At 67.1% G+C, this 25,879-nt stretch carries 25 protein-coding genes; 18 read left to right on the top strand and 7 right to left on the bottom strand.

All coding sequences use genetic code 11. From position 1 onward, the window contains the following. Positions 1-96 precede the first annotated feature (96 nt). From S58_RS29040 to S58_RS38720, 5 genes are read left to right on the top strand one after another with little or no spacing between them, the layout of a single operon-like run. Complete coding sequence (locus S58_RS29040; protein WP_015668990.1) at positions 97-1,065, top strand: alpha/beta fold hydrolase; 969 nt, start codon at positions 97-99, stop codon at positions 1,063-1,065. 33 nt (positions 1,066-1,098) lie between these two features. Beyond that, a complete protein-coding gene (bchO, locus tag S58_RS29035; protein ID WP_042340287.1) occupies positions 1,099-2,004 on the top strand; it encodes an alpha/beta fold hydrolase BchO in 906 nt (301 codons plus the stop codon). A 52-nt stretch (positions 2,005-2,056) separates the two neighbouring features. Continuing rightward, positions 2,057-3,595 (top strand): phytoene desaturase, encoded by a 1,539-nt coding sequence (locus S58_RS29030; RefSeq protein ID WP_015668988.1) that lies wholly within the window; start codon positions 2,057-2,059, stop codon positions 3,593-3,595. Continuing rightward, positions 3,592-4,632 carry a phytoene/squalene synthase family protein gene (locus S58_RS29025; protein ID WP_015668987.1) on the top strand — a complete coding sequence of 347 codons (1,041 nt, stop codon included), beginning with the start codon at positions 3,592-3,594 and terminating at the stop codon, positions 4,630-4,632. Before S58_RS29030 ends, S58_RS29025 begins: the two co-directional genes overlap by 4 nt. 21 nt (positions 4,633-4,653) lie before the next feature. Beyond that, on the top strand, positions 4,654-4,797 hold the full coding sequence (locus S58_RS38720; RefSeq protein ID WP_015668986.1) for a hypothetical protein: 144 nt from the start codon (positions 4,654-4,656) through the stop codon (positions 4,795-4,797). Between the two features lie 430 nt (positions 4,798-5,227). On the opposite strand, the gene S58_RS29020 is transcribed toward S58_RS38720, so the two are convergent. Both S58_RS29020 and crtD read right to left on the bottom strand, forming a co-directional pair. Further along, on the bottom strand, positions 5,228-6,040 hold the full coding sequence (locus S58_RS29020) for a carotenoid 1,2-hydratase (RefSeq protein ID WP_015668985.1): 813 nt from the start codon (positions 6,038-6,040) through the stop codon (positions 5,228-5,230). Between the two features lie 47 nt (positions 6,041-6,087). Further along, positions 6,088-7,617: a 1-hydroxycarotenoid 3,4-desaturase CrtD gene (gene crtD, locus S58_RS29015; RefSeq protein ID WP_015668984.1), complete on the bottom strand. Its 1,530-nt coding sequence runs from the start codon at positions 7,615-7,617 to the stop codon at positions 6,088-6,090. Between the two features lie 121 nt (positions 7,618-7,738). Between crtD and S58_RS29010 the strand changes: the two genes are divergently transcribed. The 12 genes from S58_RS29010 (at position 7,739) to S58_RS28955 (ending at position 18,510) form a co-directional block, all read left to right on the top strand. Then, complete coding sequence (locus tag S58_RS29010; protein ID WP_015668983.1) at positions 7,739-8,608, top strand: polyprenyl synthetase family protein; 870 nt, start codon at positions 7,739-7,741, stop codon at positions 8,606-8,608. A 188-nt stretch (positions 8,609-8,796) separates the two neighbouring features. Further along, positions 8,797-9,942: a methyltransferase gene (locus S58_RS29005; protein ID WP_015668982.1), complete on the top strand. Its 1,146-nt coding sequence runs from the start codon at positions 8,797-8,799 to the stop codon at positions 9,940-9,942. Positions 9,943-10,031: 89 nt separating this feature from the next. After that, positions 10,032-10,973 (top strand): chlorophyll synthesis pathway protein BchC, encoded by a 942-nt coding sequence (bchC, locus tag S58_RS29000; protein WP_015668981.1) that lies wholly within the window; start codon positions 10,032-10,034, stop codon positions 10,971-10,973. After that, entirely contained in the window at positions 10,970-11,968 is a 999-nt protein-coding gene (locus S58_RS28995) for a chlorophyllide a reductase iron protein subunit X (RefSeq protein WP_015668980.1), read from the top strand. Before bchC ends, S58_RS28995 begins: the two co-directional genes overlap by 4 nt. A 32-nt stretch (positions 11,969-12,000) precedes the next feature. Further along, positions 12,001-13,548: a chlorophyllide a reductase subunit Y gene (gene bchY / locus S58_RS28990; protein WP_015668979.1), complete on the top strand. Its 1,548-nt coding sequence runs from the start codon at positions 12,001-12,003 to the stop codon at positions 13,546-13,548. Continuing rightward, positions 13,548-14,999, top strand: coding sequence for a chlorophyllide a reductase subunit Z (gene bchZ / locus S58_RS28985; RefSeq protein ID WP_015668978.1), 1,452 nt, complete (start codon positions 13,548-13,550; stop codon positions 14,997-14,999). Before bchY ends, bchZ begins: the two co-directional genes overlap by 1 nt. Positions 15,000-15,032: 33 nt before the next feature. Beyond that, positions 15,033-15,260: a hypothetical protein gene (locus S58_RS28980; protein WP_015668977.1), complete on the top strand. Its 228-nt coding sequence runs from the start codon at positions 15,033-15,035 to the stop codon at positions 15,258-15,260. 151 nt (positions 15,261-15,411) lie between these two features. After that, the gene (pufB, locus tag S58_RS28975; RefSeq protein ID WP_015668976.1) at positions 15,412-15,642 is read left to right on the top strand and encodes a light-harvesting antenna LH1, beta subunit; all 231 of its coding nucleotides are present in this window, start codon (positions 15,412-15,414) and stop codon (positions 15,640-15,642) included. Positions 15,643-15,658: 16 nt separating this feature from the next. Next, positions 15,659-15,847: a light-harvesting antenna LH1, alpha subunit gene (pufA, locus tag S58_RS28970; RefSeq protein WP_006615514.1), complete on the top strand. Its 189-nt coding sequence runs from the start codon at positions 15,659-15,661 to the stop codon at positions 15,845-15,847. A gap of 172 nt (positions 15,848-16,019) precedes the next feature. Then, positions 16,020-16,862, top strand: coding sequence for a photosynthetic reaction center subunit L (gene pufL, locus S58_RS28965; RefSeq protein WP_042340286.1), 843 nt, complete (start codon positions 16,020-16,022; stop codon positions 16,860-16,862). 19 nt (positions 16,863-16,881) lie between these two features. Next, positions 16,882-17,808, top strand: coding sequence for a photosynthetic reaction center subunit M (gene pufM / locus S58_RS28960; RefSeq protein ID WP_015668974.1), 927 nt, complete (start codon positions 16,882-16,884; stop codon positions 17,806-17,808). Between the two features lie 18 nt (positions 17,809-17,826). Continuing rightward, positions 17,827-18,510 carry a biliverdin-producing heme oxygenase gene (locus tag S58_RS28955; protein ID WP_042340285.1) on the top strand — a complete coding sequence of 228 codons (684 nt, stop codon included), beginning with the start codon at positions 17,827-17,829 and terminating at the stop codon, positions 18,508-18,510. Positions 18,511-18,742: 232 nt separating this feature from the next. On the opposite strand, the gene S58_RS28950 is transcribed toward S58_RS28955, so the two are convergent. Together S58_RS28950 and ppsR are read right to left on the bottom strand one after the other, a co-directional pair. Then, on the bottom strand, positions 18,743-20,917 hold the full coding sequence (locus tag S58_RS28950; RefSeq protein WP_015668972.1) for a GAF domain-containing protein: 2,175 nt from the start codon (positions 20,915-20,917) through the stop codon (positions 18,743-18,745). Next, positions 20,918-22,288 (bottom strand): transcriptional regulator PpsR, encoded by a 1,371-nt coding sequence (ppsR, locus tag S58_RS28945; protein ID WP_015668971.1) that lies wholly within the window; start codon positions 22,286-22,288, stop codon positions 20,918-20,920. Between the two features lie 316 nt (positions 22,289-22,604). Between ppsR and S58_RS28940 the strand changes: the two genes are divergently transcribed. After that, positions 22,605-23,036, top strand: a complete 432-nt coding sequence (locus tag S58_RS28940; RefSeq protein ID WP_377812136.1) for a c-type cytochrome — start codon at positions 22,605-22,607, stop codon at positions 23,034-23,036. A gap of 18 nt (positions 23,037-23,054) precedes the next feature. On the opposite strand, the gene S58_RS28935 is transcribed toward S58_RS28940, so the two are convergent. The 3 genes from S58_RS28935 to S58_RS28925 are packed head-to-tail and all read right to left on the bottom strand — an operon-like array spanning position 23,055 to position 25,879. Beyond that, on the bottom strand, positions 23,055-23,318 hold the full coding sequence (locus S58_RS28935) for a hypothetical protein (RefSeq protein ID WP_015668969.1): 264 nt from the start codon (positions 23,316-23,318) through the stop codon (positions 23,055-23,057). Between the two features lie 11 nt (positions 23,319-23,329). Continuing rightward, positions 23,330-24,541, bottom strand: a complete 1,212-nt coding sequence (locus tag S58_RS28930; RefSeq protein WP_015668968.1) for a geranylgeranyl diphosphate reductase — start codon at positions 24,539-24,541, stop codon at positions 23,330-23,332. A 3-nt stretch (positions 24,542-24,544) separates the two neighbouring features. After that, positions 24,545-25,879: a BCD family MFS transporter gene (locus S58_RS28925; protein ID WP_015668967.1), complete on the bottom strand. Its 1,335-nt coding sequence runs from the start codon at positions 25,877-25,879 to the stop codon at positions 24,545-24,547.

The following is a 25,879-nucleotide window of genomic DNA, read 5'->3' as shown; positions in this document are numbered from 1 at the left end:
ACTGACAAGCGGGCCGGCCGGCGCTATGCTCGCGTCCGGTCGGTTGAACCTGGCGATCCTGCCGGTCGACATGAAATCGCCAACCAGGAGCATGCCATGCCGATCGCCTCGACCAGCCAGCGTGAGCATGTGGTCACCTCGCGCGCCGTGACGATGCCGCCGCCGCTGGCTGCGCCGCGCTTCGAGCTTGCCGACGCTCGTGTTGGCCGCATCACCTGCTATGGCGAGACACCTGCCGCACCGGTCGGGCAACGTCCGCTGCTGCTGATCCACAGCGTCAACGCCGCGGCGACGGCCTACGAGATGAAGCCGCTGTTCGAGCATTACCGCACGAGGCGTCCGGTCTATGCGCTCGATCTGCCGGGCTTCGGCCTGTCGGACCGTGCCGATCGCATCTACACGCCGCGGCTGATGACGGATGCGATCCTGCTCGCCGTGAACGAGATCAGCCGCCGCCATGGCGATACCGCGATTGACGCCATGGCGCTGTCGCTCGGCTGCGAGTTCGCGGCGCGCGCCGGCACCGAGGCGCCGAACCTGTTTCGCACCCTGGCGCTGCTCAGCCCGACCGGCCTCGATCGCCGCGCCGAGGCCGCGGCCAAGACGGCGGGCAACAAGGACGTGACGCGCGCGATGCCATGGGTGCGCAACATCCTCAACGTGCCGCTGTGGAAGCACGGCTTCTTCACGCTGCTGACCTCGCGCGCCAGCATTCGTTTCTTTTTGCAGAAGACCTTCGGCCGCAAGGACATCGACGAAGGCCTGCTCGAATACGACTACATCACCACACATCAGCCGGGCGCCGAGAATGCGCCGTATTCCTTCGTCTCCGGCTATCTGTTCAGCGCCAATGCCCTGAAGCTCTACCAGGCACTGGCGATGCCGGTATGGATGGTGCACGGCGTGCGCGGCGATTTCGTCGATTACCATGGCAAGCACGCGGTGGAAGGCCTGCCGAACTGGCAGATCGAGGTGATGCAGACCGGCGCCATGCCGCATTTCGAGCAGCTTGATAAAGTCATCGCGGGCTACGATGATTTCATGACGCGTGCGGCCGGTCGTTGATCGCGCCAGCCGCGTCCAACTTTGCGGGCCGGCATGAGTGACAAGCCGAACTGGAGCGTCGACGGCAAGGACTGGCCCAACCGCGCGGCCAGTCGCTTCGTCGAGGCTGCCGGCCTGCGCTGGCACGTGCAGGTCATGGGCGATGGGCCGGTCGCGCTGCTCGCCCACGGCACGGGAGCAGCGACCCATTCCTGGCGCGACCTCGCGCCGCTGCTTGCCACGCATTTCACCGTCGTCGCGCCGGACCTGTCCGGCCACGGCTTCACCTCGACGCCACATTGGCAGCGGCTGTCGCTGGATGGCATGTCGCGCGATCTCGCCGGCCTCTGTGACAAGCTCGCGGTGAAGCCCGACATCGCCATTGGTCATTCCGCGGGCGCCGCTGTTCTCACCCGCATGACGCTGGACGGCCTGATCGCGCCGAAGCTGATCGTCAGCCTCAATGGCGCCTACCTCCCGTTCGGCGGGCTCGCCGCGCAGTTCTTCTCGCCGCTCGCCAAGATGATGGCGCTCAATCCCCTGGTGCCGCGGCTGTTCTCATGGCGTGGCCGCGATCCGGCGGCTGTGCATCGGCTGCTGAAGGGCACCGGCTCGACACTCGATGCGACCGGCGAGCGGCTGTATCGGCGGCTGGTCGGCAGCCCCGGTCATGTCGGCGCCGCGCTGGAGATGATGGCGAACTGGGACCTGCATCCCCTGCTGCGCGACCTGCCGCGGCTCGAGACCGGCCTGCTCCTGATCGCCGCCACGCACGACCGGGCCATCCCGCCCGACGTGGCGCAGCGCGTTCGCCAATTGGTGCCGCAAGCGCAGTTCGAACTCATTGAGGGCCTTGGTCATTTGGCGCATGAGGAGCAGCCGGCCCGGATCGCCGGAATGATCGTCGCGGCCGCTGAGCGGGCCGGCGTGCTTGCAGTGCAACAGGAAATGTCAATCTAGATTGACGTTTTTTGACTGGCGAAAGCGTCAATTTCGATTTACGCTTTCGCTCATGCTCGACGTCTCCACCATCAAGGCCGCCGTTCCGGCTGAGCTCGGAGACCGGCCGCATGCGGTCGTGATCGGCTCCGGCTTCGGCGGTCTCGCCGCCGCCGTCCGGCTCGGTGCGCGCGGCTATCGCGTCACCGTGTTCGAGCAGCTCGATGCGCCGGGCGGCCGCGCCTATGTGCATCGCCAGGACGGCTTCACCTTCGACGCCGGCCCGACCATCGTCACCGCGCCGTTCCTGTTCGAGGAGCTGTGGCAGCTGTGCGGGCGCAAGATGTCCGACGACGTCACGCTCAAGCCGATCTCGCCGTTCTATCGCATTCGGTTCGACGACGGCACCGTGTTCGACTGTTCGGCCGATCCTGCAGCGATGCGGGCCGAAGTGAACAGGATTTCGCCCGGCGACGTCGACGGCTACGAGCGTTTCATGAAGGCGAGCGAGGCGATCTTCAAGGTCGGCTTCGAGGAGCTCGGCGACGTGCCGTTCCTGTCGCTGCTCGACATGGCCAAGATCGCGCCGGCGATGATCAAGCTGCAGAGCTTTCGCTCGGTCTACGGCCTCGTCTCCCAGCATGTGCGCGACGAGCGGTTGCGCGTGATCCTCAGCTTTCATCCGCTGCTGATCGGCGGCAACCCGTTCACCACGACGTCGATCTATTGCCTGATCGCCTATCTCGAGCGCCGCTGGGGCGTGCACTTCGCGATGGGCGGCACCGGTGCGCTGGTGACCGGGCTCGTCAGCCTGATCGAAGGGCAGGACGGCCAGGTGCGCTGCTCGACCCCCGTTGCCGAGATCACGACCAGCAACGGCATCGCCTCCGGCGTGCGGCTCAACTCCGGCGAGACGATCGCGGCCGATGTCGTCGTCTCCAATGGTTGCGCCGCCTGGACCTACAAGCATCTGCTGCCATCGGTGCCGCGGCGGCGCTGGACCGACACGCGCATCGACCGCGCGCGCTATTCGATGAGCCTGTTCGTCTGGTACTTCGGCACGAAGCGCCGCTACGGCGACGTCGCGCATCACACCATCCTGCTCGGTCCGCGTTATCGCGGCCTGCTCGACGACATCTTCCGCCGCAAGGTGCTGGCGGATGATTTCAGCCTTTATCTGCATCGTCCGACCGCGACCGATCCGTCGCTGGCGCCTGATGGCTGCGATGCCTTCTACGTGCTGTCGCCGGTGCCGCATCAGGAGAGCGGCATCGACTGGGCGGCTACTGCGGAGCCGTTCCGCAAGCGCATCGAAGAGGCGCTGAGTGACACGCTACTGCCCGATCTCGCCGGGCAGATCGTGACATCCCGGCTGCTGACGCCCGATGATTTCGAGCATCGCCTGTCGTCCTATCGCGGCGCGGCCTTCGGGCTGGAGCCGGTGCTGATGCAGAGCGCCTGGTTCCGGCCGCACAACAAGAGCGAAGAGGTCGAGCGGCTGTATCTGGTCGGGGCCGGCACCCATCCCGGCGCCGGCCTGCCGGGCGTGCTGTCGTCGGCGCGGGTGCTCGACGATCTCGTGCCGGCACCGCATGAACTGGAGCGCCGATGAGCTGGCAAGAGGACATCGCGATCTGTCGTCGGTCGTTGCGGGGCGGATCGAAGACGTTCTTTGCCGCGTCGAAAGTCCTGCCGCGCGCGGTCGGCGATCCCGCCATCGCGCTCTACGCGTTCTGCCGCGAGGCCGATGATGCGGTCGATGGTCCCGGCCGCCGCGTCGATGCGATCGAGGTGCTGCACGAGAGGCTCGACCGGATCTACGACGGCGCGCCGGACGACAGCCCCGTCGATCGTGCCCTCGCCGGCGTCGTGGCGCAGTTCGCAATTCCGCGCGCGCTCCCGGAGGCGCTGCTCGAAGGTTTAGCCTGGGACGCCCAGGGCCGCCGCCACGAGACATTGAGCGACGTGCTCGCCTATGCCGTGCGCGTCGCCGGCACGGTCGGCGTGATGATGTCGCTGTTGATGCATCGGCGCGCCCCGGAGACGATCGGGCGGGCCTGCGATCTCGGCATCGCCATGCAGCTCACCAACATCGCCCGCGACGTCGGCGAGGACGCGCGCGCCGGCCGGCTCTATCTGCCGCGGCAATGGCTGCGCGAAGCGGGGCTCGATGTCGACACCTGGCTGGTCGCGCCGTTCTTCGACGATCGGATCGGTCGCGTCACCGCGCGGCTCCTTGCCGTCGCGGACGTGTTCTACGCGCGCGCCGCGGCCGGGATCGGCGATCTGCCCTGGGCCTGCCGGCCCGGCATTCACGCCGCGCGGCTGATCTATGCCGACATCGGCCGCGAGGTCGCGCGCGCTGAATTCGACTCGCTGTCGCAGCGTGCCTTCGTGTCGACCGCGCGCAAGCTGCAACTGCTCGGCAAGGCGGCACTGGTGTCGCTGGTCCAGGAGCAATGTTCGCTGGCGCCGGCGCGGCCCGAGGCGCATGTCCTGATCGCAGCCGTGATCGCGGCGGACGCGCAACGCCCCCACGCCATCTCGCCACAGCGCCGGACCGCGCAGGATCGCGCATTGTGGGTGATCGACCTGTTCGAGCGGCTGGAGCGGCGCGATCAGCTGTCGCGTTCGGGGCGGACGTCATAGCGACGTGATGAGTGAAACGCCATGAGCGAGATGGGCGGTCTGCTCGAATTCGTCGTCGTCATCATGTGTGTGCTCGGCTGGCTCGTGCTCGAATGGCAAGGCCGCCGCCTCGACCGCCGGCGCGCCGAGCGCGAGGCGAGGGAGCGCGAGGCGGAGACGAAGTAGGGTGGGCAAAGGCGCGCTTCCGCCGTCGCCGGGAGCAAGGAATAGCGCGCGCCGTGCCCACCGCGCTCCACATGCGATGCTGATGGTGGCACGTCGCGCACGCAGCTTCGCCGCGTTCGCGCCTTTGCCCACCCTACGGCAGCGCGTTCGCAGTTGCCGACGTTCAACCTATCGACAAACACTGCTGTCGTCCCGGCGAACGCCGGGACCCATACCCCCAGGGAGCGGTTTGAGGCAGGCTGGCTATTGGCATTCTGCCCATCACGTCCGCTGCGGCGTATGGATCCCGGATCGGCGCCGTGATGCGCTGGCGCGCATCACGGCTTGTCCGGGACGACACCTTTGTTTGTCGTGCAAGTGAGCGTTTGTCGCGCAAGTGAGGCGCGTCGGTTGCGTTCGCGCAATCCTATCAACCTCGCCCTCAACGGCCTCACCGCCGCGGCATGCGAAACGGCAGCATGGCTTGCACGATCGGCATCTGGAAACGGTCGAGCGACAGGCTTTCATGCATCATCGCGACATCCTCGCCGTGCAGACGGGCGGCGAGATGGGAGCGCGCGTAGAACGGGGCGTCCTCCAGCGTGTTGACGACGCGCACTGGTGCGTCGGCGTCGGCGCGGGCGCTGCGGCCGACGCGCCACAGCGTCTTGCGCAACGGCGCCTCGGTGAGCGGCGCGATTTGTTCCAACCGGCCTGTGGGATCGACATGCAGCGCGAGCGACGTATCAGTGCCGGCGCGCGCGACCGTGTCATAGGAGATCACGGTGCCGGTGCGCGTCGCCGCGCGCGACCATTGCCAGCTCTGGAAGTCGCGCTCCAGCGGCGCGTCACCGTGATTGAGGTCGAAATAGCCGTCGCCGCGCCAATGCAGGTCGGGGTGGTCGAAGTCGACCGAGACGCGGCAGCACGGCGCGATCGGCTGCCAGCGATGGCGTCCCTCGGCATCGAGCGTGAAGGCGATTTCGTTCAGCGCCGTCGGCACCACCCGCACCTTGCCGCGCAGCGGCAGCGGCCAGGGCACCGTGACCTCGTTGATGTCGATTGCGAGCTCGCGGCCGTTCCAGGCCAGCCGGCTCGGCCCGATCGCAAGGCGCGATTCGTCGCGCGCGATCGCGCGGCGGCCGCGCTCGGTCATCGACCAGCGCCGCGCGCGCGCGCCATACAGCGCGACGTTGAGCGCGCAGTGATTGTCAGGATCCGCCGGGCCGCGCCGCCTTGCCCACGCGTAGTAGGGCGAGAACACGCTACCGACGAACGCGATGATCGTGAGGCCGAAGTGGCCGTCGTCGCTCAGCGCGTCGACATACCACCACGCATAGCCGTCCTTCGCGACGGCGCGATCAAAGCGAGGTCCGCGATCGCCCGCGCCGCGGCCATCCGCCCCGACAGCGCCGCCATCGGCACGCCCGGTCCGGGATGCGCGCTGCCCCCGGCCACATAGAGCCCCGGCAGCTTCGTCTGCGCGCCCGGCCGCTGGAACGATGCCATCCAGCCGTGCGAGCTGCGGCCGTACAGCGCGCCCCCCGTGCCCGGAAACATCCGGTTGAAATCCGTCGGCGTCGTCACGCGGGTCAGTTCCGGCGTCGTCGCGAGGCTGAGACCGCAGCGCTGCAACAGGTCGAAGGTCTGGCGGGCACATTGGCTGATCTCCGGGGGAGCGAAGCTGTGATGGTCGCCGGTGGCGGGGGCGTTGATCAGCACGAACAGCGGCTCGTTGACCGCAGCCTCGTGCGGCTGGTCGTCGCGCGCCTGGGCGCAGACATAGACGGTCGGCTCCCGCGGCATCGTGCGGCGGTCGATCAGCTGGTCGAACTCGGCGCGGGAGTCGCGCGAAAAGAACACGTTGTGACGCAACAGCGGAAAGCCGTCGGCGCGCGCCATGCAGCTCCAGGTCATCGCCGACAGTGAGCGCGCCGATTGCGGGATGGCGGGGAGGGCGCGCGCCGCGTCGGGTCCGAACAGGCCCTGCGCCAATGCCGCGACATCGGCGGTGGCGATGACGGCGTCGGCGGTGATCTGCTCGCCATTGGCGAGCCGCACACCTGTAGCGCGGCTGGCGTTCGTTGCGATGCCCGCGACCTCGGCGTCATAACGGATGGTGACGCCGTAGCGTCGCGCCAACGCCGCGAGGCACGTTGCGAGCTCATGCATGCCGCCGTCGATCAGCCAGACGCCGGCCTGCTCGACATGGGCGACCAGCATCAGCGTCGCCGGCGCATGGAACGGCGACGAGCCGCAATAGGTGGCGTAGCGCCCGAACAGCTGCTGCAAATGCGGATCGCGGAAATAGCCGCCGAGCGCCTTCCACAGCGTCTGGAACGGCCGGATCGCGGTGAGATCGCGGAAGCCGGCATTGCGCAGCAGATGCGTCATGCTCGGCGCCGGCGTGCGGATGAAGGGGTCCTTGAGCACCTCGAAGATGCGGCGCGCATCGCGGCAGAAGGCGCGATAGCCCTCGGCCTCGCTGCGTCCTGCAAAATGACCGATGGCGTCAGCCGACCGCTCCTCGTCGGCGAACAGATCGAGCCTGCGGCGATCGGTCCAGGCGTGGCGGGCGAGAACGTCGAGCGGGGTGAGGGTGAGGTGATCGTCGAGCGCTGCGCCGATGTCGGCGAACAGCTCGTCGAACACCCAGCGCATCGTGAACACGGTCGGCCCGGAATCGATCCGCGCAGGTCCGATCGCGATCTGGCGCATCTTGCCGCCGGGCGCCGGCGCGCGCTCAAGCACGGTCACGGCAGCGCCGCGTGCGGCGAGGGTGAGCGCGGCGCTGAGGCCGGCGATGCCGGCGCCAACCACGATCACGCGGTGATCGGCCATTTCTCGTGCTCCTGTCCGCCCGACCTGACGCAGGAAATGTCTAGCATGATTTACAGTATGGGTGTAAGTTGAAATTTACATCGACGAGGACCGGCATGGCCTCGCGGCAGGGGAGGCTGGCATGGACGTGATGGCCCGGATCGAGAAATCCCTCGTCACAGCGGTCGCGCTGGCCGACCGGCCCGGATGCCCGCCGCGCCTCTCGGCTGCCATGCAGGCGGCAGTCTTTCCCAAGGGGGCGCGCGTTCGTCCCCGTCTCTGTCATGCCGTGGCCAGCGCCTGCGGCGACGACGAGCCGGCCGCGACCGATGCGGCGGGATCCGCGATCGAGCTGCTGCATTGCGCCTCGCTGGTGCATGACGATCTGCCCTGCTTCGACAACGCCGCACTGCGGCGCGGCCGTCCCTCGGTGCATGCCGCGTTCGGCGAGCCGCTCGCGGTGCTCGCCGGCGACGCGCTGATCGTGCTCGCGTTCCAGACGCTGGCCAAGTCCAGATGCTCGCCGCTCCGGCTGGCACAGCTGATCGCCACCATCGGCGACGCCGTCGGCGTGCCGCATGGCATCTCGGCTGGACAAGCCTGGGAATGCGAGCCGCAGATCGACCTGTCGCGCTATCACCGCTCCAAGACCGGCGCGCTGTTTGCCGCGGCCACTGTCTCGGGCGCCGCTGCGGCAGGGCACGAGAATCCGGAAGCGTGGCGCACGCTCGGCGAGACCATCGGCGAGGCCTATCAGGTCGCCGACGACATTCGCGACGCGGCCAGCGATGAGGAGGAGGCGGGCAAGCCCGTCGGCCAGGACGCCGCGCATGGCCGGCCCAACGCCGTGCTGATCTATGGCCTCACCGGCGCCGTCAGCTACCTGCACGATCTCGTCGCTCAGGGCATCCGCACCATGCCGCCGTGTGCCCATGCGCACGAGCTGCGCATGCTGATGGAGCAGGAAGCCAAGCGCCTGGTTCCGCGCCGCCTGGCGGCGTCGGCGGCGTGATCGTCGGCCGTATGTGATGGCAACGTTCGCGCAGCGCGATCAGTGCCCACTCTGCCCTGGAGGGGGAGGGGCGGCGCGCACGAGCGCAGCGCCCCTCCAGGGGAGGGTGGGCAGCTGCGTTTGTCGATCCGTTCAGACCAATCCACGGGGGCAGCCAACGCAAATTCTGTCGCTGGAGCCCTAGCACCATGCGCGCTGCCGTCCGCCCAGCCACGCCCTCCGCCACGAGCCTCAGTGATCGCTGGCGCGGCTGCCGGGACAGGCTGCTGGCGAGTGCGGCGTTCCAGCGCTGGGCGGCGGCGTTTCCGCTGACGCGGCCGATTGCGCGCAAGCGGGCGGCGGAGCTGTTCGATCTCTGCGCCGGCTTCGTCTACTCGCAGACGCTTGCGGCCTGCGTGCAGCTCGATCTGTTCGAGACACTGCGCGCCGGGCCCAGCGACGTCGCGACACTGGCGTCGCGTGCCGCGATGTCCGCCGATGCGATGACCAGCCTTTGCGAGGCAGCGAGCGCGCTGCAGCTGCTGGAGCGCCGCGGCGCAGCGCGGTACGGGCTCGGGCCGCTCGGCGCGGCGCTGCTCGGCAATCCCGGCATCGCCGCCATGATCCGGCATCACGCGGCGCTGTATGCCGATCTCGGCGATCCCGTGGCGCTGCTGCGCGGCCAGGACCGTGAGCGCCGCCTGGCGCATTACTGGCCCTATGCGCTCGACCACAGCGGGGCGACACTGACGCGGGACAGCGTCGCGTCCTACACGGCGCTGATGGCGGCGTCGCAGCCGATGATCGCGGACGTGGTGCTCGCCGCCTATCCCTTGAGCGGCCACCGCTGCCTGCTCGATGTCGGCGGCGGCGACGGCAGCTTCCTCGCGGCGGCTGCGCGGCAGGCGCCGCGGCTTGCGCTGAAGCTGTTCGATCTGCCCGAGGTCGCCGCGATCGCGCAGGAGCGTCTCGCCAAGGCCCGGCTTGCAGATCGCGTCACGATCACCCCCGGAAGTTTCTACAGCGATCCGCTGCCGATCGGGGCCGACGTGATCTCGCTGATTCGCGTTGTGCACGATCATGATGATGACGCGGTGGCGCAACTGCTGGCCAAGGCGCGCGCGGCGCTGCCCGACAACGGCGTGCTGCTGCTCGGCGAGCCGATGAGCGAGGCGGCCAGCGGGGCGGACGGCGTCAGCGCCTATTTCGAGATCTATCTGCGCGCGATGGGACAGGGGCGGCCGCGCAGCGCCGCGCGCCTGCGCGAGCTGCTCATGGCCGCCGGCTTTTCGCAGGTGCGCCAGCTTCGCACCCGCATTCCGATGATCGCCGGGGTGATTGTCGCGAAAAGCTGACACTCTCAATGTAAATTTATGTTGACACACTCGGCCGTAGGACTAACCTGACACCCGTAACTAAGCGGGCGTCGCCGGGGAGTTGGGCAATGGACGCGATCGCCGTGGTGCTGGGGAGGCCGAGGGAATTGTCGCTGCAGCGCCTGCTGCTGGCGGATGCCCAGGACTGCCTCACCGTCGACATCGAATGCAGCGCGATCAGCACCGGCACCGAGCGGCTGCTGTACGAAGGGCGGATGCCGCCCTTTCCGGGCATGGGCTATCCGCTCGTGCCGGGCTACGAGGCGGTGGGCCGTGTCGCGCACGCGGCGCCTCATTCGGGTTTCCGCAAAGGCGAGCGCGTGTTTGTGCCGGGCGCGGCGCGCTGCTTCGGCGAGGTCAAGAGCCTGTTCGGCGCCGCCGCTTCGCGCCTCAACGTTCCCCCGCAGCGGCTGGTCGCGCTCGATGACTCCATCGGCGAGCGTGGCGTGCTGCTGGCGCTGGCGGCGACCGCCTATCATGCGCTCGCGATCGGCGGCGACGGCCGCGCCGAATGCGTCGTCGGCCATGGCGTGCTCGGCCGTCTGCTGGCGCGCCTGATCGTGGCGATGGGCGGCGATCCGCCGGTCGTGTGGGAGAGCAATCCCGAGCGCGCCAGTGGCGCGATGGGCTATTGCGTCATTGATCCCGCCGAGGACAGCAAGCGCGACTACCGCCTGATCTTCGATGCCAGCGGCGATACAGGGCTGCTCGACAGTTTGATCGCGCGCCTTGCGCCGCGCGGCGAGATCATCCTCGCCGGCTTCTACAGCGCGCCACTCACCTTCTCCTATCCGCCGGCCTTCATGCGCGAGGCGGCGATCCGCGTCGCTGCCGAATGGAAGCACGAGGATCTGCTCGCGGTGCGCAACCTGGTCGACACCGGCCGGCTGTCGCTGGACGGGCTGATCACGCACCACGCGGACGCCAGGTCCGCGGAGAACGCCTACCGGATCGCGTTCGACGATCCGTCATGTCTCAAAATGGTCTTGGACTGGAGAGCTGCAGCATGAATGCCCCGACCAAGATCAGTGAGATGACCGACGCCTTGCGTGCCGAAGCGGCGATCGAGCCCGATGCGCCGATCACGGCTGCGCCGAAGAAGACCACGCAGATCATCGCGATCTACGGCAAAGGCGGCATCGGCAAGAGTTTCACGCTCGCCAATTTGTCCTACATGATGGCGCAGCAGGGCAAGAAGGTGCTGCTGATCGGCTGCGATCCGAAGAGCGACACCACCTCGCTGCTGTTCGGCGGCCGGGCCTGCCCGACCATTCTCGAGACCTCGTCGAAGAAGAAGCTCGCCGGCGAGGAGGTCAAGATCGGCGACGTCTGCTTCAAGCGCGACGGCGTGTTCGCGATGGAGCTCGGCGGCCCCGAAGTCGGCCGCGGCTGCGGCGGTCGCGGCATCATCCATGGTTTCGAGCTGATCGAGAAGCTCGGCTTCCACGATTGGGGTTTTGACTACGTGCTGCTGGATTTCCTCGGCGACGTCGTCTGCGGCGGCTTCGGCCTGCCGATCGCGCGCGACATGTGCCAGAAGGTCATCATCGTCGGCTCCAACGACCTGCAGTCGCTTTACGTCGCCAATAATGTCTGCTCGGCGGTTGAGTATTTCCGCAAGCTCGGCGGCAATGTTGGGGTCGCCGGCATCGTCATCAACAAGGACGATGGCACCGGCGAGGCGCAGGCCTTTGCCGACGCGGCCGGCATTCCGGTGCTGGCCTCGATTCCGGCCGACGACGACATCCGCCGCAAGAGCGCGAGCTACCAGATCATCGGGCGTCCCGGCACGCCATGGGCGCCGCTGTTCGAGCATCTCGCTGCCAATGTTGCCGACGCGCCGCCGCAGCATCCGCATCCCCTCACGCACGATGGTCTGCTCGGCCTGTTCAAGGCCTCGGAGGTCGGCCGTGACGTGGTGCTGGAGCAGGCGACGCTCGAGGACATGTGCGGCAGCACCGCAGTGGCCAAGCCGTCGCTCGAAGTGATCTACGACAATGTGTGATGGGCGCGTGCCGAGCAGCGGAATCTAGTGCAATGAGCGATGCGGTGGTCCATCAGGCAATCAGCGCGCAGACCGGCGCCGCGGCCAGCGTGCCGGCGCAGCCGGAGGCGCTCGGCTGCCACGCCGGCAAGGCCGAGCTCAAGAGAGCGGCCGATGCCGCCGGCAAGAGCGAGCTGCTCGCCCGCTACGCCGCCGACTATCCGGCGGGACCGCATGATCAGCCGCAGAGCATGTGCCCGGCGTTCGGCTCGCTGCGCGTCGGCTTGCGCATGCGCCGCACCGCGACCGTGCTGTCGGGCTCGGCCTGCTGCGTCTATGGCCTGACCTTCACTTCGCACTTCTACGGCGCGCGGCGCAGTGTCGGCTACGTCCCGTTCAATTCGGAGACGCTGGTCACCGGAAAGCTGTTCGAGGACATCCGCGAGGCCGTGTTCAAGCTCGCCGATCCCGCCAACTACGACTGCGTCGTGATCATCAATCTCTGTGTTCCCACCGCGTCGGGCGTGCCGCTGCAGATCCTGCCGAAGGAGATCAACGGTGTCCGCATCATCGGCATCGACGTGCCGGGTTTTGGGGTTCCGACCCATGCCGAGGCCAAGGACGTGCTGGCTGGCGCGATGCTGAACTACGCGCGCCGCGAGGCGGAGCAGGGGCCGGTGCAGGCGCCGCGTGCGCCGCGCGGCGACAAGCCGACCATCACCTTGCTCGGGGAGATGTTTCCGGCCGATCCGGTCGGCATCGGCATGCTGCTGGCGCCGCTCGGTCTTGCCGCGGGTCCCACGGTGCCGACGCGCGAATGGCGCGAGCTGTATGGCGCGCTCGACTGCGCGGCGGTCGCGGCGATCCATCCGTTCTACACGGCCTCGATCCGCGAGTTCGAGACGGCCGGCCGTCCCATCATCGGCTCGGCGCCGGTCGGCTGCGACGGGACTGCGGATTGGCTGGAAGCGATCGGCCAAGTCTGCGGCGTCGGCCGTGCGCAGATCGATGCGGCGAAGAACGCGGCGCTGCCTGCGATCCGCGCCGTGCTCGCGGCGACCCCCATTCGCGGCCGCATCACGCTGTCGGGCTACGAAGGCTCGGAGCTGCTGGTCGGGCGTCTGCTGGTCGAGAGCGGCGCCGATCTGCGCTATGTCGGCACGGCCTGTCCGCGCACGCGCTGGTCGGAGGCCGACTGTGCTTGGCTCGAGAGCCGCGGCGTGCGCGTGCAGTACCGTGCCTCGCTGGAGCAGGATCTCGCGGCAGTTGACGAGTTCGCGCCGGATCTCGCGATCGGTACCACGCCGGTGGTGCAGAAGGCCAAGGCACGCGCGATCCCGTCGCTGTACTTCACCAATCTGATTTCGGCACGGCCGCTGTTCGGCGTCTCCGGCGCCGGCTCGCTGGCGCAGGTCGTCAATGCGGCGATCGGTGGCAAGGCGCGGTTCGACGAGATGCGCGAGTTCTTCGAAGGTGTCGGCGAGGGTGACACTGCGGGCGTGTGGCAGGGCGCGCCGATTGCGCGTCCGGAATTCCGCGACAAATTCCGCAAGGCGGTCGCGGCGCAGGCGAAGGCGCGCAAGTCCGAGGAGATGGTGTGATGCTGATCCTCGACCACGATCGCGCCGGCGGCTATTGGGGTGCCGTCTACGCGTTCACCGCGATCAAGGGCCTGCAGGTGATCATCGACGGCCCCGTGGGCTGCGAGAATCTGCCTGTGACCTCGGTGCTGCACTACACCGATGGACTGCCGCCGCACGAACTGCCGATCGTCGTGACCGGGCTTGGCGAGGATGAACTCGGCCAGAAGGGCACCGAGCAGGCGATGAAGCGCGCCCGCCGCGCGCTCGATCCCGATCTGCCCGCGGTCGTCGTCACCGGCTCGATCGCCGAGATGATCGGCGGCGGCGTCACGCCCGAAGGCTCCAACATCAAGCGCTTCCTGCCACGCACGATCGACGAGGACCAGTGGCAGAGCGCGAACCGCGCGCTGAGCTGGCTGTGGAGCGAATGGGGCCTGCGCAAGATCCCGGCGCGCAAGCCGCGCCAGGACGGCGAGAAGCCGCGCGTCAACATCATCGGTCCGATCTACGGCACCTTCAACACGCCGTCGGATCTCGCCGAGATCAGCCGTCTGGTCGAGGGCATCGGTGCCGAGATCAATATGGTGTTCCCGCTCGGCAGCCATCTCGCCGACGTGCCCAAGCTCGTGAATGCTGACGTCAACGTCTGCATGTACAGAGAGTTCGGCCGGCTGCTGTGCGAGACGCTGGAGCGGCCCTATCTGCAGGCGCCGATCGGGCTGCATTCGACGACGAAATTCCTGCGCACGCTGGGCGAGATGCTCGGCCTCGATCCCGAGCCGTTCATCACGCGCGAGAAGCACACCACGATCAAGCCGGTGTGGGACCTCTGGCGCTCGGTGACGCAGGACTTCTTCGGCACCGCGAGCTTCGGCGTCGTCGCCTCCGAGACTTACGCGCGAGGTCTGCGCAATTTCCTGGAGACTGAGCTCGGGTTGCCCTGCAGCTTCGCGATCGCGCGCTGCGCCGGTGCCAAGACGGACAATGATGCGATCCGCAAGCAGATCCACGAGCGGCCGCCGCTGGTGCTGTTCGGCAGCTACAACGAACGCATGTACGCGGCGGAAGCCGGCAACCGCGCGATCTACATCCCGGCCTCGTTCCCGGGCACGGTGATCCGCCGCCACACCGGCACGCCGTTCATGGGCTATGCGGGGGCGACCTACGTCGTGCAGGAGGTCTGCAACGCGCTGTTCGATGCGCTGTTCAACATCCTGCCGCTCGCCACGCAGCTCGACCAGATCGCGGCAACGCCGGCGCGGCTCGAGCGTGAATTGCCATGGGATGACGGCGCCAAGCTCGCACTCGATCAGATCATCGAGACCCAGCCGGTGCTGGTGCGGATATCGGCGGCCAAGCGGCTGCGCGACGCGGCGGAACGCGGTGCGCGCCAGGCTGGGTTGGACAAGGTGACGGAGGACGTTCTCGCGCGTGCGCGGTCGCAGCTCGCAACGGGCCAGGCCGCGTAACGCAACGGGGATGAGGCGGAGAGGGAGAGGACGATGTCGTTATACGAGCGCATGGATCGTGACGTCGCGCCGAGAGCGCGCGAGCGGATCGACTATCTCCTGGTCTACGCGGTGTGCTTCGTCGTGCTGATGGTCGAGGGCGTGTTGCGCAGGATCGGCTCGGTGATGTCAGGCCACCGGCCCGCGCCGCTCGGCGCGATCTTTGGCGAGGCGAGGATCAAGGCCGCGAACTGCGCGACCTCGTCCTTCATGGGACTTTGAGTTCGAGAGCTGTCAGTTCGCTCTCTGAGGCTTGCAAGGAATTCGTGCGGCTCGCCGCATGGATGTCACCCCGGCGACGGGATGGCGCTTCGACGCCGCTTGCGACAGTGAGCGGCATCCGGCCGAAAGGCCAACACCAGGAGGTACCACTATGGTGGACGTACCAAACAAGGGAGGCTCTCTGTCGGGGCTGACCGAATCGGAGGCGAGGGAATTCCATAGCATCTTCATGACGAGCTTTGTGGTCTTCACGGCGGTTGCGATCGTCGCCCACATTCTCGCCTGGATGTGGCGTCCTTGGCTGCCCGGGCCGACCGGCTACAAGGCGGCGATGGATGGGGCAACCCACTACGCCAATATCGTGCTCTCCTACCTGACCTGACCGAAAGGAGAAAACTATGTGGCGCTTGTGGTTGTTGTTCGATCCGCGCAGGGTTCTCGTGGCTCTCGGGGTTTTCCTGTTCGGACTGGCATTGGTGATTCACTTCATCCTGCTCAGCACGAACCGGTTCAACTGGCTGGAAGGACCTCGTGCGGCGAAGACGTCGTCGATCTCCGCTCCGGTCACGCCGGTGAAGCTCACCTAGGGCTTCGGCATCAGCAAATGGGAAGCGGGCGATCGCTCGGCGGCAGACCTTGCTCGCCCGCTTCCCAAATCTTCGCGCTCCGGACTCCCCGGAGTTCGCGATCATGCGACACGATGAACCGTACGACACGACATCTCGGCATATCGAGCGACGGGCAGCGGAGGCAGGACCGATGGCAATGCTCAGCTTTGAACGAAAATACCGCGTCCGCGGCGGCACGTTGATCGGCGGCGATCTCTTCGATTTCTGGATCGGGCCGTTCTATGTCGGCTTCTTCGGCGTGACGACGATCTTCTTCACCTTCGTCGGCGTGGCGCTGATCCTCTATGCCACCGCGCTCGGACCGACCTGGAATCTCTGGCAGATCAGCATCAATCCGCCCGACGCCAAATACGGGCTGTCGTTCGCGCCGCTCACCGAGGGCGGGTTCTGGCAACTCATCACGGTGTGCGCACTCGGCGCGTTCGTCTCATGGGCGCTGCGCGAGGTCGAGATCTGCCGCAAGCTCGCGATCGGCTACCACGTGCCGTTCGCGTTCGGCTTTGCGATCTTTGCCTATTTCACGCTGGAGGTGATCCGTCCGGTGCTGATGGGGTCGTGGAGCTACGCGTTCCCCTACGGCATCATCACCCATCTCGATTGGGTGTCGAACACCGGCTATCAGTTCGGCAACTTCCACTACAATCCCGCGCACATGATCGCGATCACGTTCTTCTTCACGACGTGTCTCGCGCTCGCTTTGCACGGCGGACTGATCCTCTCGGCCAGCAATCCGGGGCGGGGCGAGGAAATGAAGTCGCCAGAGCACGAGAACACGATGTTTCGTGATCTGATCGGCTATTCCGTCGGCACGCTTGGCATCCACCGGATCGGTCTGTTCCTGGCACTGTCGGCCGTGTTCTTCAGCGCCGTCTGCATCGTCATCTCCGGTCCCGCCTGGCTCATGCCCGAAGGCAATGCCTGGTCGGATTGGTGGGACTGGTGGCGCAGGGTTCCGATCTGGTCGCCGCAATGAGTTGAAGGGGGAGGTCGTCATGGCCCAATACCAGAACATCTTCACGCAGATCCAAGTTCGCAGCGCGATCTATCCGGGCATCCCGATCGAGCCCGGCGTCTGGGAGCGGCTCGGCAAGGGCAGCTTCAACTACTGGTTCGGCAAGCTCGGCGACGCCCAGGTCGGGCCGGTCTATCTCGGTTTCCTCGGCCTCGCCTCGCTGATGTCCGGCTTCGTTGCGATCGAGATCATCGGTCTCAACATGCTGGCTTCGGTGAACTGGAGCCCGCTTGAGTTCATCCGCCAGTTCCCGTGGCTGTCGCTGCAGCCGCCGGCGCCGGAATACGGCCTGCAGATCTTCCCGCCGCTGCAGGAGGGCGGCTGGTGGCTGATGGCCGGCTTCTTCCTGACGTCGTCGATCCTGTTGTGGTGGGCGCGCACGTATCGCCGCGCCCGGGCGCTCGGTCTCGGCACGCATGTGTCGTGGGCGTTCGCATCGGCGATCTGGCTCTATCTGGTGCTCGGCTTCATCCGGCCGATCCTGATGGGGAGCTGGAGCGAGGCGGTGCCGTTCGGCATCTTCCCGCACCTCGACTGGACCAACAACTTCTCCATCACCCACGGGAACCTGTTCTACAATCCGTTCCACATGCTCTCGATCGCCTTCCTGTACGGGTCGGCGCTGCTGTTCGCGATGCATGGTGCGACGGTGCTCGCCATCAGCCGTTACGGCGGCGAGCGGGAGCTCGAGCAGATCGTCGACCGCGGGACAGCCTTCGAGCGCGGTGCACTGTTCTGGCGCTGGACCATGGGTTTCAATGCGACCGCCGAGTCCATCCATCGCTGGGCCTGGTGGTTTGCCGTGCTGACCACCTTGACCGGTGGCATCGGTATCCTACTGTCGGGCACCGTGGTCGACAATTGGTTCGACTGGGGCGTGAAACACGGGCTGGCGCCGCCGCGCTGAAATCCCGCAGGGCATGAGATGTTGGACAGAGTCGAATCGGATCAAGTCGAGATGGCCGGGCGCATTACGCGTCCGGCCTCTCTTTTGGAGGCCATGCGCGAACGGACCAAGGCGCTCCACGTCACCGCGGAGCGGACCGGCATCGTCGCCGAGCTGCTGCGTGGTCGTGGTACGGTGCAGTCCTACGCGCTGTTGTTGCGCAGTCTGTTGCCGGTCTATGAGGCGCTCGAAGCCGAGCTGGAACGCCATGCGGCTTCTCCAGTCACAGGTCTCATCGTGCGGCCGGAGCTGCATCGCAGTGCTGCGCTCAGGGCCGATCTTGCACAGCTCGATGCGACCGATCTGCCGCTGCTGCCCGAAGCAATCGTCTATCTCAATGCGATCCGTGAGGCGGGATCCGGCTCGGGCCATCCGTTGCTGGCGCATGCTTACACGCGCTATCTCGGTGATCTCAGCGGCGGTCAGATCATCAAGAAAATCCTTGCGCGCACGCTCGCTCTGCCGCCCGAGGCGCTGTCGTTCTACGAGTTTCCCGAGATCTCCGACATCCCGCGTTTCAAGGACGACTACCGCGTCGCGCTCGAGCAGGCGGGCGCCGCCATGGCCGAGCATGACGCAGTCATCGAGGAAGCGGCCATCGCCTTCCAGCTGAACATCACGCTGTCGCAAGCGCTGCAGCAGGCGGCGGGGCTTGCTGGCTGAGGCAGCCGGCGTCCAGGCTCATATCGATCTCGTGCATCAACGATGTGGTCCGGCGTGACACCGCGTTGCAGTCGAGTGTTCCGCTGGCGACGGTCGGCTCCTCTCCCTGCAAGAGGGCGAGGGGAGTAGACCGCGAGCGGGGTGAGATATCGATCCATATCGTCGAAGTGTGAGCTACGTAGTCAAAGCGCTCGGTCTCGGATTGGCCAACGACGCCACCGCGCTCCCACCCTCACTCCTCGCTCTGCGAGCGATACCACACCAGGTGCTCCAGGATCTCCAGCGTCCGCGCCGTTGAATTGCGGATGCTCTCCAGCATCTCCGGCATGCTGCCGGCCTGTGCGCCGTGCGTCACTTCGAGGGCGGCGAGCTGGGCATTCTCGACGGTGGAGGCGGCCAGCTCCTTGTAGATCAGGCTGGCGCTCTGATCGAGCCGCAGGCTCGGCCGGCGCGCGCCATCGATCTCCTCCTGAAAGCGCGCCCGCGCCGCTTCGGCGGTCTTGCGTTCGGTCAGGTCGGAGAAGATCAGCACGAAGCCAAGCACGCGGTCATGCGGGGCGATCACCGGATCGGCCCGCACCATCAACGGCCGCTGCGGCGAGGTGCCGCCCGTCAGCGTCAGCTCGCCACGCCAGCTGCGCTTGTTGCGCATGAGGTCGTCGAGATTGGCGCGGAATTCCGCCGGCGCCGTGCAGTAGCTGCCGAGATCGCGCAGATGCGGAATGTGCGGATGCGAGGCGCGCAGCTGCTGCTCGAACGCTTCGTTCATGAGCAGGATGCGGCCCTCGACGTCGGCGATGATGACCGGCTGCTCCGAGCGCAGCACCTGGGCGCTGATCGTGGCGAGCTGGTCCTGTGCAATCACCATGCGCACCGAGCGCAGCTGCAGCGCGACGTCGGCGACGGTCTCGCTGACCGCCCGGGCCGAAGCGAGCTCCGCCGCCGACCACGGCTCGGACTTGCCTTCGACCAACTGGTGCCACTTCGCGAAAGAGCGGCGCGGCGACAGGTCGGACGGATCATCGCCGATGATGACGGCCTTGAGCGGGTCGCCGCCCCAGGTCAAGGTCCTGATCTGCTCGGGCCTGAACCACAACAGATACTCGCCCTCGCTCGCCGACAGCGGCGCGGCGATCAAGCCGCTGGCGATCGCGCGGATGTCAGCAAAGGACGGCTCATCGAGCGTCAGCGAGCTGGTCGCGGTCAACTCCTCGGGGGCCGCTCCCGGCGTCTGGCGCCGGCGATCGAGCCACGCGGCGAGGTCGCGGATGCGCTGCGTCGAGGGAACGTCGCCGGCGGTCGTGACCTGGCCCTCGAACAGCAGCGCCGCGCCGCTCGCGCCGAGAGGCTGCAGCAGCGATTGCGAGCCGTCGAACAGCGCCGCCTGCCACTCGCCGTCGCGCGACACCGCCTCGACCAGCCGTTGCTCCAGCCGGCGGACGACGAGCTCGGACTGGCTCTGGGCAAAGCTCTCCAGCGCCGCGATCCGGATCGCGCAGGTCTCGGCCAGCGCTTCGCCCGCGGCGCGGATGTCGAACGGCACGAAGCGCGGCTCGTAGTGATGGCAGGCGATCAGCCCCCAGAGCCGGCCGCTGACCATCAGCGAGCACACCAGCGTCGCGCCGACGCCCATGTTCTGTAGATATTTCTGATGAATGGGCGACATGCTGCGCAGGCAGCTCAGGGACATGTCGAGGTCGCGGCCATTGAGCGGCGAGATCCGCGGCTGCAGCGGCACCGGCATGTAGTTGACGTCGACCAGCAGGCGCACGCGGTTGCGCTCGTAGAGCCGGCGCGCGATCTGCGGAATGTCGGAGGCCGGGTAGCGGTTGCCGAGAAACGCCTCGAGATCCGGGCGCCGGCGCTCCGACAGCACCTCGCCATGGCCCTCTTCGTCGAAGCGATAGACCATGACGCGGTCGTAGCCGGCAATCTCCCTGAAGATGGTCGCGGTCTCGTCGCACAGGCCGAGCAGCGAGGATGCCGAGGTGATGCGGTGGAAGGCGCCGTCCAGAGCGGGTGCGATGTTGGTCGTCCTCGTCGCCGGCTCCAATTCGACGATCAGCCCGCCATTCGAGGGCCGGTGAATCGTACAGTCGACCCGGCGCGGCGGCGAGCCGGCGGTGCATCGCAGGGTCATCGGCGCGAGGTGCAGCGGGCCGTTGAGATGGGGCAGGATCTGCAGTGCGACATCACCGCCGAGATCGCGCAAGGGGCGTCCGACCACGGAGCTGGTGTTGAGGAAGGCCGCCGCGTTGGTGCTGGCCTGGATGACGATATTGTCGGGCTCCTTGACCGCCAGCAGAATGCCATGCGGCTGGATCGAGCCGGCGAGATGAATCTGTTCACGCTCGCAATCCGCAAGAGTAGCGTGGCCGAAGGCCGGCGTTGTCAGCGAAACTGGCAACTAGCTCCCCTTTTCGGTTTCCTCGTCGCTTCCTTCTGGTTGGCTGAGATTATACCGATCGAGCTTGGCGTAAAGGCTCTGACGGCTGAGTCCGAGAATTTCGGCAGCCGATGTCCGGTTCCCGTTGGCAAGCTCGAGTGCGGCGCGGACGTAGTGCTGTTCAACGACTTCGACCGTGCTTCTCACCAGATCGCGCAGCGGTGTCTTGCCGACCGATTCGTTGATGCCCGCCAGCGCGACCCGCAGATTGTCATGCTCGGAGGTCGGCGACAACCGCCTGGCCACGTTGCGCAATACGAGGCCGATCCGGCGCTGGCCGTCCAGGCCGTGCGCCGCAGCTGAGATCTCGACCTCCGTTTCGCTGCCGAGCTCGCCCTGGATCGTGGTGGAGAGCAGCCGAACGGTTCCATGGCGCTCGACATTCGAGATCAGCACCGAGAGGTCGGCACCGGGACGTGTCAACCAGCGGCTCAGCTTCTCGCCGATCAGGGCCTCTTTCGAGCCGACCTCGACCAGCTCGAGGAAGGCACGATTTGCGCGCTTGATGGCACCGTGGCCGTCAATGTTGATGACCGCATCGGGAAGGTTGTCGATCAGCCCTTCCGGATCGTCCGGCAGCGGACCGGGCTGCGCGGCCTTGCCGATCGGCGCCATCTGCAGCAGGAACATTGGCGCGGTCTCGCTGGTCATCAGCGAGCCCCGGAGCATCCACGGCGCAGCATCCTCGCCGACATGGATCACGATGCCCGGCGCCTTGCCCTGGTCGCGGACGCGCCTCAGCATCAGCTCCACCGGCTCGCGGTCCTTGGGCGGGATCTCCTGCAGGAACTCGCGACCGACCAGATTGTCCCGGCGCCGTCCGGACACGCCGAGCGCGGCCGCCGCCGTCCGGTTGGCCTCGACGATGCGCAGATCGGAGACCTTGGTCAGCAGCACGGCCTCGTTCGAATCCTCGATCACGAGCCGGTAGCGGGTTTCGATCTCGCGCAGTTTCCAGTAGTCGCGCTCGATGGTCTGCTGGGCCGAGATCAGCCGGGCCTGCAGCTCGGCGACGGCCTGGAGGTTCTTGCCGATCGCCAGCATGCCGGCGCGGCCGCCGAGCAGCACGGTGGTGAATTCCATCGGCAGTTCGAGGCCGCTCGGGAAGCGCTGCGTGATCTGGCGGAACGCGGAAATGCCGGTCCGTTTGGTGTCCTGCATGATGCGTTCGATCTTCTCGCTCGCATCATCGACGATCTCGGACCAGGGGCGGCCGAGCCAGATGTCGACATTCTCACTGGACATGTTGGGCGACAGCGTCGCCTCACGGATCACGCCGTCCATGTCGAGCAGCAATGTCACGTCGGGTCGTGGACCGTGAAACTCGGCCATGGTCGTGGCACCCGTTGGAGACGCTCACAGGATCGCGGCTCGTTGTTTTGGCGCGCATTTTGAAGGTGTTGCGCCGCATCCGGCTAACGTATTGAGAGTCTTGATGATGTCGTTAGTCCACGCAGCGCCTTCACTGTCAAGGCCTATTTCCGGGCAGCCAGGCCTCGTCGGTACTCCTGCGCCTATTGCATGTTCGAACTGCGACTTATTCACCCAGTTCCCGCAAGCCCGAGAATGACAAGTATGCATGACACTGATAATTGTAAGGATCGATCGTGTGGACGAATGAAAACAGAAAATCCGGAGGATGCATATGCTGAGATCGAGTTTGGTTGCGGCGGTTGTGATCGCCACGTCGGCAGGCGCGGCCTGGGCGCTGGACGGTGGCGACGCTGCAAAGGGCGAACAGGTCTTCAAGCAGTGCATGACCTGCCACCGCATCGGGCCCGAGGCGAAGAATGCGGTGGGGCCGGTCCTGACCGGCGTGGTCGGGCGCCCGACGGGGACCTATCCCGGTTTTGCGTATTCCGATCTCAACAGGCATGCCGGCGAGGCCGGGCTGGTCTGGACCGATGACAACATCTTCGAATACCTGGTCGATCCCAGCGCATTCCTGAAGAAATTCCTGACCGAGAAGGGCAAGGCGGATCAGGCTACCGGCTCGACCAAGATGGTGTTCAAGCTCGCCAACGAGCAGCAGCGCAAGGACGTCATCGCGTATCTGAAGACGTTCTCCGAGAAGAAGTGAGCCGGCTCGGCCGGACTCTCATCGCCAGCGCTGCCGGAGATCGGCGGCGTTGGCGACGCCGGACGCGGCGAGACATCCTGCGAGCCAGAACCATGGCGCACCGGTCAGCGCGCAACGCAGCGCCAGCAGCAGGAACACGCCGGCCAGCAGATTCGGCAGCAGCGCGCGCGGGCTGATGCCGCGACGGCGCCGCTGCCAGATCAATGTCACGGCAACCAACTCCACTGCGACCACCGCCAGGATCAGGTCGACCAGATGTGGGCTGCGAAACAGCTCATCCATCGCGTGAACCGCTACGCCGCCCGCGCAAGCCCGGTCAAATGCGCGATGTTCTTGAAGAAGATCCGCACATGCGACAGCGGCTTGGCGCGCACCAGCGCCTTGTTCATGTAGGCGTCCCAGGTCAGCTGCTGCACGTCCTTGTCCCGGCAGATCGCGACGAAGCGCTCGCGGCGGGCGTCGTTCAAGTACCAGTAGCGCTGCATCAGGCCGAGGATGAAGAACACAGCGCCATGCTGGCGCATGAAGCTGCGGCGCGCTGAAGCCAGTGCCGCGGCATTGCCGGTCTTCAGGAACAAAGCCACGGCATCGGCAGCGGCGCGGCCGCCGGCCATGGCGTAATAGATGCCTTCGCCGGAGGCCGGGGCGACCACGCCCGAGGCATCGCCGGCGAGCACGACGTCGCGGCCATTGTCCCAGCGCGACAGCGGCTTCAACGGAATCGGCGCGCCTTCGCGGCGGATGGTCTCCAGATCGTCGAGCGCCGCAGCCTTGCGGAACTCGGCCACCGAGCCGCGCAGCGAGAACCCCTTGCAGGCGCTTCCCGTCCCGATGCTGGTGGTCGGTCCGTGCGGAAACACCCAGCTGTAGAAGTCCGGCGACAACTGACCGCGATAGACGACGTCGCAACGGGTCGCGTCGAACACCGGATGGTGGGGAGCGGGCGAGCGGATGATCTCGTGATAGGCGAACACGTAGCGCATCTCGCTGGCTGCGGGGATGCACCGGCGCGCGACCGCGGACACCGCCCCGTCGGCGCCGATCACGGCGCGCGCCCGCACGCTGTTCTGCTGCAGACGGCCGTCGTCCAGGCGGCGCTCGTAGCTGACAACGGCCGTGCCGTCGGCTTCGCGGGTGAGCGCGCTGAACGTGCCGGTGCGGCGGATCGCGCCGCCCTCAACGGCGCGCGTGCGCAGCCATTCGTCGAAATGCTCGCGATCGACCATGCCGACGAAGCCGCCGTCGATCGGCATGTCGACGTCCTTGTTGCTCGGCGACACCATGCGAGCAGCGGAAATCCGTGCCACCAGCAGATGGCCCGGGATCTCGAATTCGGCGATCAGCCGCGGCGGGATGGCGCCGCCACACGGCTTGATGCGGCCGGCTCTATCGAGCAGCAGCACATGGTGGCCCCGGCGGGCCAGGTCATTCGCCGCGGTGGCGCCGGCCGGGCCGCCGCCGACGATCACGACGTCGAACGTCTCCTTGCCGGAGGAGTGGCTCATCGGTCAGGCTCCTAAATTGGCCGGCTGCGCTGCCAGCGTCGATGTCTGCTCGCGCGGACGCTTGATCCAGATGGCGAGCCAGGCGGAGAGGACGAACAACGCGGCTTCGGCGGCGAACACCGCGCCGTAGGCGGATGCGGTCGATGGCAACAGATGGCGCGCGGCGTCGGCCGCCGCGGTGCCGACGAAGCCGCCGATGCCGAACGAGATCGCCTGCGAGGCGCCCCACAGGCCCATGCGGGTGCCCTCGCGATTGTCACGGCCTTCGCTCACCATGTTCATCATCGCGCCGATCGCCGCGATCGCGTAGACGCCGTTGGTGATGCCGAGCAGCAGCACCGAGGCGCGCAATGGCCAGGCGGGGCCCACCGTCGCGGCGCCGACGAGGCCGAGCAGCGCCAGCGCTGAGGCGAGGCAGCCGCCGATGATCCAGGGCTGCGGCCGTGTCCGCCAGTCGTTGTGCAGGCTCGCCATCGCCGGCATGAGGATCATGCCGATCAGCGCGCCCATGTGCTGCACGGATGACAGCTGCGTGGTCTGCCCTGGCGTCATGCCGAATACGCTGCCGGCGAACGGCTCCAGGATCAGGTCCTGCGCGCTGTAGGCCAGCATCGACACGAAGATGAAGATCGCGAAGCGCCGCGCCTGCGGCTCCCGGCAGATCTCACGGAAGTCGTCCATGAAGCCCGACCGCTCGGCGGTGGCGGAGCTCGTGTCAGGAGAGAGGTCGGGCTGCTCGATGCCCCAGACGCCGAGCAGCGTCAGCACCATGGCGATCGCCGAGACCGTGCCCGACACCAGCATCAGCCGCTCGCCCGAGAAAGGGTCGAGCGCCTTGCCGGCCACCGCCGTGGTGACGATGAAGCCGGTGATCATCATGATCCAGGCAATCGAGGCCGCGGCGCTGCGCCGCGCCGGCGCGGTGCGCTTGGCGAGCAGCACCAGCAGAGAGGTGCCGGCGGCGCCGACGCCGATGCCGATCATGATGAAGGCGATCACCGCGATCACTAGGCCGAGAGCGAGATGGCTCGCCATCAATGCCGTGGCGGCCGCGGCCAGCAGGCCACCCGCCGCGAGCACGGCCATGCCGCCGACGATCCAGGCGAAGCGCCGGCCGCCGACATCGGAGCCGTGGCCGAGCCACGGCCGCAGCACCTGCATCGCATAGTGGATCGCGACCAGAAGACCGGGGATCATCGCCGGCAGCGCCAGCTCGATCACCATGACCCGATTGAGCGTCGAGGTCGTCAGCACGACGACAGCGCCAAGCGCGGTCTGCACCAGGCCGAGCCTGACGATGCCGAACCAGGAGAGCGGAGCAGGCGAGGCCGCGTTCAT

This window comes from Bradyrhizobium oligotrophicum S58 (assembly GCF_000344805.1).
In the GTDB taxonomy this organism is placed as follows: domain Bacteria; phylum Pseudomonadota; class Alphaproteobacteria; order Rhizobiales; family Xanthobacteraceae; genus Bradyrhizobium; species Bradyrhizobium oligotrophicum.
This window is presented reverse-complemented; position numbering and strand designations above follow the sequence as displayed.